Here is a 12,359-nt window from a genome sequence, read left to right as displayed (position 1 = left end):
CATGAGGCGAAGGCTTATTCCAAGCCCTTTCCCGATACTCTTTCAGGAAAGCCTCATTCAGGCCGTCAGTCGCTCATATGCCGCATAGATGGACAGGAAGTCCGACGCTTTCAAGCTCGCGCCACCAATCAGCGCGCCATCGACGTTTTCAACGCCCATCAACTCCAGCGCATTGGCCGGCTTTACCGATCCGCCATAAAGGATGCGCATGGTCTTTCCGGCATCGCGGAAGCGCTTGACGAGCTCGTCACGCATGAAGGCATGAGCCTCGCGCACATCGTCCACCGTCGGCGTAAGACCGGTGCCGATCGCCCAGACGGGTTCATAAGCGATAACGGTATTTTCCGCCGTTGCCTCATCCGGCAGCGAGCCGGCAAGCTGGCGCTTCAGAATATCGAGCGTCTGGCCCGCTTTGCGCTCATCGGCCGTTTCGCCAATGCAGACAATGGCGATGAGATCGGCCGCATGGGCGGCAGATGCCTTGGCGCGAACCAGGTGATCAGTCTCGGCATGGTCGGTGCGGCGCTCGGAGTGACCAACGATGACGTGGGTGCCGAAGCAGTCGGCAATCATCTCGGCGGAAATATCGCCAGTATGGGCACCGGAGGCGTTCTGGTGGCAATCCTGAGCGCCGATCATCAGCGGGCTGTCATCGCAGAGCGCAGTCGCGACGTAAAGCAAGGTCGAAGGCGGGCAGATCAGCGCATCCACCTTCTCGGACAGCGCGCCCTTGACACCCTCTGCCATGGCCTTGATCTGGTCGAGCGAGGCACGCGTGCCGTTCATCTTCCAGTTTCCGGCAACAAGCGGTCGAACATTCGGCGTCATGCGTATCCCATTCCCTTTGTCTCGGGGCGCAGCCCTGGCGGCGCCCTATCCCTCAGCCGCTGACGGCCCTTGATCACGACAGAAGCTCTGCCGCAATTTCCCGGATATTCCTTTAACCGCAGCGGGCAGCAATTGGTACAAAAAAGCGGCCCAAGGGTTAAAACCAGCGGCAAATCTGGAAAATTTGTCGTGACCGAGCCCGCCGCGATCCCTTATCGGCTCAAAATCCAGTTCAGAACCGCCCGCCAGTCGGTCATCCGCACCGGCGTGCCGTGGCTGCCAGTCTCATAGCGCGTGAACCGCGCGGGCTCCCCAGCCTTCAACAACGTGCGGAAGATCGTCGCCTGCTGATCGGCCGAATAAACCTTGTCGGCGCTGCCATGGGTAAACCAGACCGGCTTCTTCGCCTTCGCGAAAGCGCTTTTCGGAAAATCGGGATCGACCGCGCCCCCCAGGATCGCCATTCCCTTGAGATTGGCAACGGCTGCCTTGTCGCGGCTAATGCCATAGCAGATGAAACTGCCCATTGAGGCGCAGGTCAATATGACAGGCTTGCCGCCGGATTTTTTGGCCACATCCGCAATAAGCGCCGCAATGTCGGCAACGCCGTTCTCATCGAAAGAACGAACACTCGGCACGTAATAGGTGCCGCCATTGGTCACGGCCAGATTTTTCAGCCGGTTGAAATTACCGCCGAACGTATAGTCGTTCATGCCAAGCCGCCGGTCACCGCCGCGCCCATGGATGAAGATGATGGTGAACGCCTGCCCGCTGGCCGGGCCGACGCGGCCGACCTCAAGCGCCCTGCCCTCAGCGGACACGGTTTCCAGCGCCTGCACCTTCTTCGGCGCCATATCCACATATTGCCGCTTCACCCGCCGCTCCGGCACCTCGTCGCGGCCGTTGATGTCGCGCATCTCCTTGTAATCGATGACTTCGGATGCGCCGCCATCGCCCGTGGAAAGCACCGTCTGCGCGGAAAACAACTCGTCCTTGAAAGGCCGCAGCGGCCCGTCGGCGGCGGAGGCTGCGACGGGCATGGCCGCCACAGTCAGGCTGAAAAGAGTACAAAACGTGAAATGAGCTGTGGACATGCCTTGGCTAACCGTTCATTCGTGGCTGCGAGACTTGCCATCGCAAGGCCGGCAGCGCAATCCTCCTGTTGCGAAACCCTGACACAATCGTGGCATAGGATGCGCCGCGCTCGCCCAGGCGGACCCCGGTTCAATCGGACGGGAACCACATTTGGCGGTATATTGACGCTGATGGCAAAATGATTCGCATGGCGAAATTCTGACACACGCTTTTGAACTTTGGACATGATGGACGACAGCAACGATCTCTTCTCCGGTCTTCCGGCGGCACGAAACAGCGACACGGACACGAACGAGGACGCGGCGAAGCCCGTGAAGGCCCCGGCGACCGCTGCTGCCAATGTGAACGTGCAGCAGAAACCCGCAGCCGTTGCAGCCGCGGCCCCCGTCGCGTCGTCTGCCCCTCCGCCGCCCGCGTCTCCAGCCGGTGACGACTACGGCGCATCATCGATCCGCGTGCTTGAGGGCCTCGAGCCGGTGCGCATGCGTCCCGGCATGTATATCGGCGGCACGGACGAGAAGGCGCTGCACCACCTCTTCGCCGAAGTCATCGACAACTCCATGGACGAGGCCGTCGCCGGTCACGCCAATTTCATCGAGGTTCATCTCGATGCCGAAGGCTTCCTGACGGTCACCGATAACGGCCGTGGCATTCCCGTCGAGAACCACCCGCAGGTTCCGGGCAAATCGACGCTCGAAGTCATCATGACCAAGCTGCATGCCGGCGGCAAGTTCGACGGCAAGGCCTACGAGACCTCTGGCGGCCTGCACGGCGTCGGCGTCTCCGTGGTCAATGCGCTCTCCGATCTTCTCGAAGTGGAAGTGGCACGAAACCGCAAGCTTTACCGCCAGCGTTTTTCGCGCGGCCTGCCGATCGGTCCGCTGGAAGAGCTTGGCGACGTGCATAATCGCCGCGGCACCCGCGTGCGTTTCCATCCCGATCCGCAAATCTTCGGCGATCACGCGAAATTCGAACCGGCCCGCATCTTCCGCATGGCCCGCTCCAAAGCCTATCTCTTCGGCGGCGTCGAAATCCGCTGGAGCTGCGATCCCGGCATGGTGCCGGCCGATGGAGAAATCCCCGAAAAGGCCGTGTTCCATTTCCCGGGCGGCCTGAAGGATTATCTCGCCGCCACGCTCGGCAAGGAATTTACCGTCACCCGCGAGATTTTTTCTGGCCGCACCGAAAAGACCGGCGGCCACGGCGCGCTGGAATGGGCAGTCACCTGGTATGGCGGCGACACGCAGATCCATTCCTATTGCAACACCATCCCAACCCCCGAAGGCGGCACGCACGAAGCGGGCCTGCGCATCGCGCTCACCAAGGGTCTGAAGAACTATGCCGACCTGACGCAGAACAAGCGCGCCAAGGACATCACCACCGATGACGTGATGATTTCGGCGGCCGGCATGCTCTCCGTCTTCATCCGCGAGCCGGAATTCGTCGGCCAGACAAAGGACAAGCTCGCCACCGTCGAAGCCCAGCGCATCGTCGAAAACGCGCTGCGCGACCCATTTGACCACTATCTGACCGGCAACCCGGCCGAGGCGGCAAAGCTGCTCGACTGGGTCATCGAGCGCTCGGAAGAGCGTATGCGCCGCCGCAAGGAAAAGGAAGTCAACCGCAAGACCGCCGTGCGCAAGCTGCGTCTGCCCGGCAAACTGGCGGATTGCTCCCAGAACACGGCCGAAGGCGCCGAACTTTTCATTGTCGAGGGTGACTCGGCTGGCGGCTCGGCCAAACAGGCGCGCAACCGCGCCAATCAGGCCATTCTGCCGCTGCGTGGTAAAATCCTCAACGTCGGCAGTGCCAGCCGCGAAAAGCTTTCCGCCAACCAGCAGATCGCCGATCTCATCCAGGCGCTCGGCTGCGGCACCCGTACCAAGTACCGCGAAGAAGATTTGCGTTATGAGCGCATCATCATCATGACCGATGCCGACGTCGACGGCGCCCATATCGCCTCGTTGCTCATCACCTTCTTCTATCAGGAAATGCCGGAACTTATTCGCGGCAACCACCTCTATCTGGCAGTGCCGCCGCTCTACGTCATCCGTCAGGGCGCGAAATCCGCCTATGCCCGCGACGACGCCCACCGCGCCGAGCTGATGGAAACCGTCTTCAAGGGCAAAAAGGTCGAAGTGGGCCGCTTTAAAGGCCTCGGTGAAATGATGGCCGCCCAGCTCAAGGAAACCACCATGGACCCCGAAAAGCGCACCCTGCTGCGCGTCGAGATCGATGACGTGGACTTCGAGGGCACGCGCGAGGCTGTCGACAATCTGATGGGCACCAAGGCCGATGCCCGTTTCCGCTTCATTCAGGAGCGGGCGGCTTTTGCAGATAATCTGGATATTTAATCATCCGGATGGACCTTTGAAAGGCAGCGCATTGGCGCTGCCTTTTGTGTTGATATGGAAACAACATCTTGCGGATAGTACCCGGCACTACGCCGCGATATCCTCACGAACGCCCAGAACGCGGTCGATCAGACCCCATTCCAACGCTTGCTCCGCCGTCATGAAAAAATCCCTATCCATGGCCGCTTCGAATTTCTCATAACTCTGTTTGCAATGTTCGGCGTAAAGCCGCGTCATGCGGTGCTTGGTCTGCTGCATCTCCTCGGCGTGGATCAGCATGTCCGATGCCTGTCCCTGGAAACCGCCCAGCGGTTGATGAATGTGGATGCTGGCATTGGGAAGTGCTGTGCGCTCGCCCGGTTCGCCCGCCATTAGCAGGAACGATCCCATGGAACGGGCCGTGCCCATACAGAGTGTGTGAACCGGGGCGCGGATGTAATGCATCGTATCATACATCGCCAGGCCGCTCGTCACGACGCCACCCGGAGAATTGATATAAAGATGGATCGGCTTCTTCGGGTTTTCCGCTTCGAGAAACAGCAATTGCGCGCAGACGAGCGCTGAAACTGCATCGTTGACCTCGCCATTGAGAAAGATGATCCTTTCCCGCAGCAGGCGCGAATAAATGTCGAAAGATCTTTCTCCCCTTGATGATTGTTCGACGACCATAGGGACGAGTTGCATCACTTCGCGCATCGGCGAACTCCTGTGTTTGGAAATGTCGGGAAACGAGTGGGATCAGGCGGCGAGCTTGATCGGCGGGCAGTTGTGGTTTGCAGCGGCCTTCATCGTCCGGCCGGTATTTGTGGGCAGTTCATGAATGATGCGAAGGCTGGTGCCGCCCTCGGCATTGGCCGCGATCCTGAAGGTTACGGTGCTTTCCAGAAATGGTGGAATGTCTTCACGCAGCCGGTAGCGCACTTCCTCGCCAGGTTTGATGTCGATCGCGTCAGGTTCCGCCAGAGCCTCGTTCGGCAGCCAGTTTTCACGGAACGCTGCAATGCTGATGGCGCGCCAGACCTTTTGCGGCGGCTCGTCCAGATCATATTCAAGTTCAATGCCGTTTTTCGGCGCTTCCGCTGCATCCCTGTTCATTGGTCCATATCCTTCAGCAGGAGTTTGAGAGCCTCAATGCGCTGTGGCCAGTAGGCGCGATATTTGCCGAGCCACGCAGCAATGCGTGTCAGCCCCTCCGGATCGACCTCGTAATTGACGAAACGGCCCTGCCGTCTTTCAACCACTAGCCCGGCGCCGCGAAGAACCGAAAGATGCTGCGACATGGCCGGCTGACTGATCTCGATCCCTTCGCGCAGGGCAGAGGCATTCATGGCACCATCCGCCAGCTTTTCGAAAATGGCACGGCGCGTGGGATCGGCCAGTGCCCGGAATATATCGTTCTCTGTCATAAACACACATAAGCACGCACTTATGTGTTTGACAAGCCCGTTGTCGCGCCTGTACCGGTTTTTCATACTGCCGCCGAACCGAAATGAACGCTTTATTCCCTCGCGCGTTTCCATCCCGCCTGATACTCTCCAGGCCGGGAGCGATCAAAACAAGTGACTGCATTTACGGTCTTCATCATCATTCTTCTGCTGCTCGTCGGGCCGAGCCTGTTTGTCGTCATCGGTAAACAGCGGGAAAAATCCATTCCCAAACGCCCCTCCGCCGCCCTGCCCGTCACTGAGGACGAAACCGTGCTGGATCGGCACTGGCAGACCATAAAAAATGGCTGGAGCGAAAAGAATGCGCTGTGCCTGCTACACTCCAATCTCGATGCATTTGCGGTGCGCGTCGCGGCGGCGCGCGCGGCCGGGCGTAGCCTCGATCTCATGTATTACATGTGGAATGCGGACCTGACGGGACGGCTGATGATGCGCGAGGTCATCGCGGCGGCCGATCGCGGCGTGCGGGTACGGCTGCTGCTCGATGATCTCGGCGTCTCCATGTCAGACCGAATTTTCCACGCCATCGACAGCCATCCCAACATCGAACTTCGCCTGTTCAACCCCACCCGGGCGCGGGAGAACATGCTCCATCGCGGCATGGAACTTTTGCTGCGCTTTCGCAGTGTCAATCGCCGCATGCATAACAAGGCCTGGATTGCCGATGGCCGCGCGGTGATCGTTGGCGGTCGAAATATCGGCGACGCCTATTTCGATGCCGCCGAACGGGCGAATTTCCACGATTTCGATATTCTCGGCTTCGGTGACGTCGTGACCGACGCAACGGAAATCTTCGATGATTACTGGAACAGCGCCGTTTCCGTCCCCGTTCGCTCGCTTCTGGCGCGCAGGCCGAGCAAACTCGCAAGATTACGGCGCGAGCTGGACGCCCTGCCAAAAAGCGAAGCCGCCAAACCTTATCTGGAGCGCGTTGAAAGCCAGTATGACCGAGATCATTTCCTGATGTCGGACCGCATGCACTGGGTGGATTCCGTGGATGTGCTTGCCGATCCTCCGGAAAAAGCGGCAGGCAAACGGCGGAAGGGCCACAACTTCCTGATGGAAAGCCTGCTGCCCCTGCTGCAGGCGGCAAGCGACAGCCTGCACGTGACATCCCCCTATTTCATTCCCGGCAAACAGGGCGTTGAGATTTTCCTTGATATTGCCGAACGGGGCGTATCGCTGGCCATCCTCACCAATTCCCTGGCGGCGACGGATGTGGCCGCCGTTCACGCCGGGTATGCCCGTTATCGCAAGCCGCTTCTCTCGGGCGGCGTGCGCCTGCACGAGCTGCGTTCGCAGGTGGACCAGCCGAACTTCACCCTGCGCGGTTCCGGACAGGCGAGCCTGCACACCAAGGCATTCACGCGTGACGGCATGACAGGTTATATCGGCTCGCTGAATTTCGATCCGCGCTCGGCCTCCCTCAACACGGAGATGGGCGTGGTCTTCACATCGCCGCCGCTGGTCGCTTGCATGGACGAAATATTCGCCGAGGAAATCCGCCGCACGATGAGCTTTGAACTGGAGATCGACAGCAGCAACCGCATCGTCTGGACGACGGAGGAACAGGGCCGTACCAAGACCTACCGGCGCGAGCCAGACGCCGCTATCGGCCGCCGCCTCATCGCCGGCATCATGCGTTTCCTGCCGCTTGAATCTCAGCTTTGAAGACGAGCGTCCGGCTTACGCAGCCGGCCGCACCCCGGACTTCGCCAGCTGTATCTGCACCAGCGTATCGAGGTTCTGGTTGACGCGGCAATAGAACTCTTCATCAATGAAGGGCCGCAGCATGAAATCATTGCCGCCAGCCTTCAGGAAACGCGCCGACAGCAGCCGGTTGGTGGAGGAGGAAACACCGATGATGCGCAGTTCATGGGAGCCGCGCACGGTGCGGATGCGCCGCGTCAGCTCGAAACCGTCAATGTCGGGCATGTTATAGTCGGTGACGACGAGGCCGATATCGGGATTGGCCCTTAGAATATCGAGCGCCTTCGCACCGCTGTCTGCCAGGCTGACGCGGAAATTATAACGCTTGAGACGGCTCGAAAGCAGCGCCCGCGCCGTCGGGCTGTCGTCAACGATCAGCACATGATGGCGGTGGTTGGTGAGGAAGCGGCAGACGGATTCCGTCAGCATATCCACGGCGAAGATATTGTCTTTCAGAATATAATCCACCACGTCCTTGGCGATCAGCGTTTCACGCGTCGCCTCGTGGAAGGTGCTGGTGAAAACGATGGTCGGGATCGATAGATCGATCAGATATTCCAGCGCTTCGCCCTTTTCCGCGCCCGGCAGGTTGATGTTGGAAATGGCGAGCGTCACCGGCTCGGAAGAATGTTCGTAGCAGGCCTGCAATTCCTCGAAGGAGCGGCATACTTCCACGGTAACGCCCAGCATCTCGTTGAGCCGCCTGCTCACCATCTGGGTAAACACGTTGCTGTCTTCCGCCAGTAAAATGCGGTTATTGGTAAAAGGCACGCCCGAATATTGCATGCCCGTGATGCCCAGGAAATTCATTCTGCCCCGATCCCCCATCGTATGTCAGCGGAAGATAGCAGGCTCATTTTTCAGAATGATTAATAGCACTTTTCCTGAAGCATCAGTTGAGCACATGCTTACTTAAACGGAAATACGGCCCGCGAGGGGCCGTATTCCGATTTTGGGAGGGGATTTTGGTCTTATGCGCGCAGAAGCGCGTTGTCGGTGTCGAACGGGCTTTCTTCCACCACCTCAGCGTCATAGGACGTGCCGAGAATGCGGATCTTCAGCTTGGTGCCGACTGCGGCATATTCCGGCTTGAGCATGGCGAGCGCGATCGACTTGCCGAGACGCCAGCCGAAACCGCCGCTCGTCGCGCGCCCTGCAAGTGCGCCGTTTTCATCGAAGATCGCTTCCGAACCGCGCGCATCGACATCCGTATTGCCCGACACGGTGAGCGTCGAGAAGACCGACTTCAGGCCCGCCTCCTTGTAGGCCACCAGTGCGTCGCGGCCGATGAAGCTCTTCTCCGGGCGCAGGAAACGGTCGAGACCCGATTCATAGGCATTGTATTCCACCGAAAGCTCGCGGCCCATATTGCGATAGGACTTTTCGAGTGACATGGAAACCATGGCGCGGATACCGAAAGGCTTGATGCCGAATTCGGCACCGGCTTCCATCAGCCGGTCGAAGATGTAGTTCTGCATCTCGATCGGGTGATGCAACTCCCAGCCAAGTTCACCCACGAAGTTGACGCGTAGCGCATGCGCCGTCGCAACGCCGACGGAAATCTGCTTGCCGGTGAGCCAGGGGAAGTCCTTGTTCTCAAGGCTGGTGCGGGTCAGCTTCTTCAGGAGATCACGCGATTTCGGACCGGCCAGAACCAGCACGCCGTATTTCTGGGTGATCGGCTGCAGCACGACCGAGCCATCGGTCGGCGCCAGGCGGAACAGCACGTCATGGTCATGCGCTTCGAGACCACCGGCCGAAACCATGTAGAAGCGGCCCGGCGCCCATTCATAGACCGTGAACTCCGCCTTCACGCCGCCATTCGGCGTCAGAAGATGGGTGAGCGCGATGCGGCCTCGCTTCTTCTGCACCGCATTGGCGAGAATGCTGTCGAGCCAGGCACGCGCGCCAGGGCCGGAAACCTCCATCTTCGCGAAGGCCGACATATCGAGCACGCCGACATTCTGATGGACGTTCTTCACTTCGTTGCCGACATGCTCGAAGTAGTTCGAGCGGCGGAACGACCACTTCTCAACGATACGGCCGTCATCCAGAGCCGGTGCATGGTTATGACTGGTGATGACGTCGGCGCCAACGCCGAGGTCTTCCTCACGCAGCGCGTAACCTTCGGGCGCATACCAGTTGGCGCGCTCCCAGCCATAGACGGAGCCGAACACGCCGCCGAGCTTCTTCAGACGGTCATAAACCGGCGTCGTCTTCAGCGGACGGGCGGCAGAGCGCTCTTCATCCGGGTAATGCATGGTGAAGACGTTGGCATAGGCTTCCTCGTTCTTGGCGATGAGGTAACCTTCCGTTGCGTAAGGGCCGAAGCGGCGCGGATCGACACCCATCAGGTCGAGCGTCGGCTCGCCATCGACGATCCATTCGGCCAGCTGCCAGCCAGCACCACCAGCGGCGGTGATGCCGAAGGAGTGGCCTTCGTTCAGCCAGAAATTCTTCAGGCCCGGCGCAGGACCGACAATCGGATTGCCATCAGGCGTATAGGCAATCGCGCCATTGTAGACCTTCTTGATGCCGACTTCGCCGAAGGCCGGAACGCGCACCATGGCGGTTTCGATATGCGGCATCAGTCGGTCGAGTTCTTCCTGGAACAGCTCATATTCGCTGTCATCGGATGGACCGTCGACATAACAGACCGGCGCGCCAACTTCATAAGGACCGAGGATCAGCCCGCCCGCCTCTTCACGCATGTACCAGGCCGAGTCGGATTCGCGCAGCACGCCCATTTCCGGCAAGCCCTGGCGGCGGCGTTCCTGAATGGCCGGATGCGGCTCGGTGACGATGTACTGATGCTCGACCGGAATGACCGGAATGTTGATGCCGACCATCTCGCCGGTCTTGCGGGCAAAGGAGCCCGTGCAGGAGATGATGTGTTCGGCGATGATCTCGCCCTTGTCTGTCGTCACCTTCCAGTGACCGTCTTCAAGCTGCTCGATGGCGGTGACTGTCGTGTTGCGATAGATGGTCGCGCCGCGGTCACGCGCGCCCTTGGCCAGCGCCTGCGTCAGATCGGCGGGCTGAATATAACCATCGTCAGGATGCTGGATGGCGCCGAGCAGGCCGTCCGTCTCGCAGAGCGGCCAGATCTCCTTCACCTGCTCCGGCGTCAGCATGTTGACGCGCACGCCGATGGTCTCGGCAATGCCGGCATAATACATATATTCGTCCCAGCGATCCTTGGTGCGGGCGAGACGGATGTTGGAGACCTTGGAGAAACCGACATTCATGCCGGTCTCTTCCTGCAGTTCCTCGTAGAACTTCACGGAATATTTGTGGATCTGGCCAACCGAGTAGCTCATGTTGAACAGCGGCAGAAGCCCGGCCGCGTGCCAGGTGGAACCGGAGGTCAGCTCCTTGCGCTCGATGAGCACGCTGTCGCTCCAGCCCTTCTTGGCCAGATGATAAAGCGTCGAGACGCCGACGACGCCGCCACCGATCACCACCGCCCGTGCATGTGTCTTCATTTACAGAACCCCTGAAAAGCGCCGGCCTTGCCTTATTCCGCCAGCTTTGGATGGGAGGAATATGAAGCGCTTGCGGGTCGTTCAGCCGCCTGATTGCGACATGGCCATAGGGTGCTGCGACAGGGAAGAAATTGCGGAGCGTGCCGGACGAACGTTGCACAGCTTTGCCGCTCTTTTCTTCTCCCGCCGGAGAGAAGCTGGCCCGAAGGATCGGATGAGGGGCAACGTTGCCGGACTCCGCAGAGCGCGCCCCCTCAACCCGCTGCCGCGACCTTTCTCGCTGGCGAGGAGAAGGGGAAAAGCGGCGAGCACCCTTGGCCGGAACTCAATGTCCGCGATCAACAGCGATCTACGCTTTCGTGCCGGGTTTCTCCTTCGGCTCTGTTGCCTTGTCGTTTTTCGGTGCCTCTTTCTCTGGCGATGCGGCGCCCGTATGGGCCACCACCGCCTTGTCGCCCTCCTCCGAAAGCAGGGCTGCCAGCATCTGCGGATTGGCGTCGCCTTCCACGTGGATGTTGAGGTTGCGTTGCGGGAACGGGATGGCGATGCCCTCCTCGCGGAAGCGCTGGAGAATGGCGATCCTCAGGGAGTTCTTCACGGCAAGCCCATTCGAGAGGTCTGCGAGATGGAAGCGCAGTTCGAAATCCAGCGAAAAGTCGCCGAAACGGAGGAATTCCACATGCGGCTCGGGATTGCGCAATACCGGCGGCTGGGCGCGCACCAGCTCAAGCAGAATGTCCATGACCCGCTGCGGGTCTGAATCATAGGCAACGGAGACCGGGATTTCAGCGCGCATGATGCGGTTGCGGTGCGTCCAGTTACCAACGGAGGAATTGATGAATTCGGAATTCGGCACGATGATCGATTGGCCGCGGAAGGTCTCGATTTCCGTTGCGCGCACCGAAAGCCGCTTGACCGTGCCTTCGGTCGTTCCCGTCACCACCCAGTCGCCAACCTTGAAGGGGCGCTCCACCAGCAGGATGAGGCCGGAGACGAAGTTCGACACGATATTCTGCAAGCCGAAACCGATACCGACCGAAAGGGCGGAAGCGACCAGCGCCAGGCTGGAGAGGTTGAGGCCGGCGGAAGACACGCCGAAAATGGCCGCAACCGCAATGCCGAGATATCCGATGCCTGTCTTGACGGAGTTGCGCACGCCGGCATCCACCTGGCCGCGCGCCATGACGTTGCTGTCCAGCCACTTCTGGAACCAGCGGGTGATGATGTAACCGATGGCGAAGACGAGAATGCCGCCGAAAATGCCGATCAGCGAGATCGAGGCATTGCCGACGGTGATACCCGTCAGCAGGCGATAGGCCCAGCTTTCTATATCGCCGGGCTGGAAGCCCCAGGAAAACAGGATAAGCGGCACACCGAAGGTCAAGGCCACGGCATAGATGCCAAGCCCCGCCACAAGCCCGGCCTGATCGAGCGGCACGGGT

The 12,359-nt window shown here is 60.0% G+C and carries 10 protein-coding genes; 2 read left to right on the top strand and 8 right to left on the bottom strand.

The genetic code is table 11. The features are described 5' to 3' along the window. Positions 1 to 57 precede the first annotated feature (57 nt). Together tpiA and DOU54_RS06600 are read right to left on the bottom strand one after the other, a co-directional pair. Complete coding sequence (gene tpiA, locus DOU54_RS06605; RefSeq protein ID WP_022556222.1) at positions 58 to 828, bottom strand: triose-phosphate isomerase; 771 nt, start codon at positions 826 to 828, stop codon at positions 58 to 60. A gap of 212 nt (positions 829 to 1,040) precedes the next feature. After that, positions 1,041 to 1,922, bottom strand: a complete 882-nt coding sequence (locus DOU54_RS06600; protein ID WP_072494406.1) for a dienelactone hydrolase family protein — start codon at positions 1,920 to 1,922, stop codon at positions 1,041 to 1,043. Positions 1,923 to 2,147: 225 nt separating this feature from the next. Here DOU54_RS06600 and parE point away from each other — a divergent pair, with 225 nt between their 5' ends. After that, a complete protein-coding gene (gene parE, locus DOU54_RS06595) occupies positions 2,148 to 4,277 on the top strand; it encodes a DNA topoisomerase IV subunit B (protein ID WP_077986281.1) in 2,130 nt (709 codons plus the stop codon). Between the two features lie 87 nt (positions 4,278 to 4,364). On the opposite strand, the gene DOU54_RS06590 is transcribed toward parE, so the two are convergent. Genes DOU54_RS06590 through DOU54_RS06580 form a run of 3 tightly spaced genes read right to left on the bottom strand, consistent with a single transcriptional unit; the run spans position 4,365 to position 5,683 of the window. After that, positions 4,365 to 4,973, bottom strand: a complete 609-nt coding sequence (locus DOU54_RS06590) for an ATP-dependent Clp protease proteolytic subunit (protein WP_004442004.1) — start codon at positions 4,971 to 4,973, stop codon at positions 4,365 to 4,367. 42 nt (positions 4,974 to 5,015) lie between these two features. Beyond that, positions 5,016 to 5,372, bottom strand: coding sequence for an SRPBCC family protein (locus DOU54_RS06585; RefSeq protein WP_113380584.1), 357 nt, complete (start codon positions 5,370 to 5,372; stop codon positions 5,016 to 5,018). Continuing rightward, the gene (locus tag DOU54_RS06580) at positions 5,369 to 5,683 is read right to left on the bottom strand and encodes an ArsR/SmtB family transcription factor (RefSeq protein WP_006697387.1); all 315 of its coding nucleotides are present in this window, start codon (positions 5,681 to 5,683) and stop codon (positions 5,369 to 5,371) included. The genes DOU54_RS06585 and DOU54_RS06580 overlap by 4 nt, the downstream gene beginning before the upstream one ends. A gap of 153 nt (positions 5,684 to 5,836) precedes the next feature. Here DOU54_RS06580 and DOU54_RS06575 point away from each other — a divergent pair, with 153 nt between their 5' ends. Then, positions 5,837 to 7,393 (top strand): phospholipase D family protein, encoded by a 1,557-nt coding sequence (locus DOU54_RS06575; RefSeq protein ID WP_113380583.1) that lies wholly within the window; start codon positions 5,837 to 5,839, stop codon positions 7,391 to 7,393. Between the two features lie 15 nt (positions 7,394 to 7,408). On the opposite strand, the gene DOU54_RS06570 is transcribed toward DOU54_RS06575, so the two are convergent. From DOU54_RS06570 to DOU54_RS27940, 3 genes are all read right to left on the bottom strand, one after another. Next, complete coding sequence (locus DOU54_RS06570) at positions 7,409 to 8,242, bottom strand: response regulator (RefSeq protein WP_004442009.1); 834 nt, start codon at positions 8,240 to 8,242, stop codon at positions 7,409 to 7,411. A 161-nt stretch (positions 8,243 to 8,403) separates the two neighbouring features. After that, complete coding sequence (locus DOU54_RS06565; RefSeq protein ID WP_113731004.1) at positions 8,404 to 10,917, bottom strand: GcvT family protein; 2,514 nt, start codon at positions 10,915 to 10,917, stop codon at positions 8,404 to 8,406. Positions 10,918 to 11,266: 349 nt separating this feature from the next. Continuing rightward, a partial coding sequence (locus DOU54_RS27940) for a mechanosensitive ion channel family protein (RefSeq protein WP_286079870.1) occupies positions 11,267 to 12,359 on the bottom strand: 1,093 nt, incomplete at its 5' end.

Source organism: Agrobacterium sp. MS2 (genome assembly GCF_003261015.1).
GTDB classification, from domain to species: Bacteria; Pseudomonadota; Alphaproteobacteria; order Rhizobiales; family Rhizobiaceae; genus Agrobacterium; species Agrobacterium pusense.
This window is presented reverse-complemented; position numbering and strand designations above follow the sequence as displayed.

What these genes read in the sequence shown, in the direction of transcription:
- tpiA (WP_022556222.1), bottom strand. Translation starts at nt 828, where the DNA reads ATGACGCCGAATGTTCGACCGCTTGTTGCCGGAAACTGGAAGATGAAC.
- DOU54_RS06600 (WP_072494406.1), bottom strand. Translation starts at nt 1,922, where the DNA reads ATGTCCACAGCTCATTTCACGTTTTGTACTCTTTTCAGCCTGACTGTG.
- parE (WP_077986281.1), top strand. Translation starts at nt 2,148, where the DNA reads ATGATGGACGACAGCAACGATCTCTTCTCCGGTCTTCCGGCGGCACGA.
- DOU54_RS06590 (WP_004442004.1), bottom strand. Translation starts at nt 4,973, where the DNA reads ATGCGCGAAGTGATGCAACTCGTCCCTATGGTCGTCGAACAATCATCA.
- DOU54_RS06585 (WP_113380584.1), bottom strand. Translation starts at nt 5,372, where the DNA reads ATGAACAGGGATGCAGCGGAAGCGCCGAAAAACGGCATTGAACTTGAA.
- DOU54_RS06580 (WP_006697387.1), bottom strand. Translation starts at nt 5,683, where the DNA reads ATGACAGAGAACGATATATTCCGGGCACTGGCCGATCCCACGCGCCGT.
- DOU54_RS06570 (WP_004442009.1), bottom strand. Translation starts at nt 8,242, where the DNA reads ATGAATTTCCTGGGCATCACGGGCATGCAATATTCGGGCGTGCCTTTT.
- DOU54_RS06565 (WP_113731004.1), bottom strand. Translation starts at nt 10,917, where the DNA reads ATGAAGACACATGCACGGGCGGTGGTGATCGGTGGCGGCGTCGTCGGC.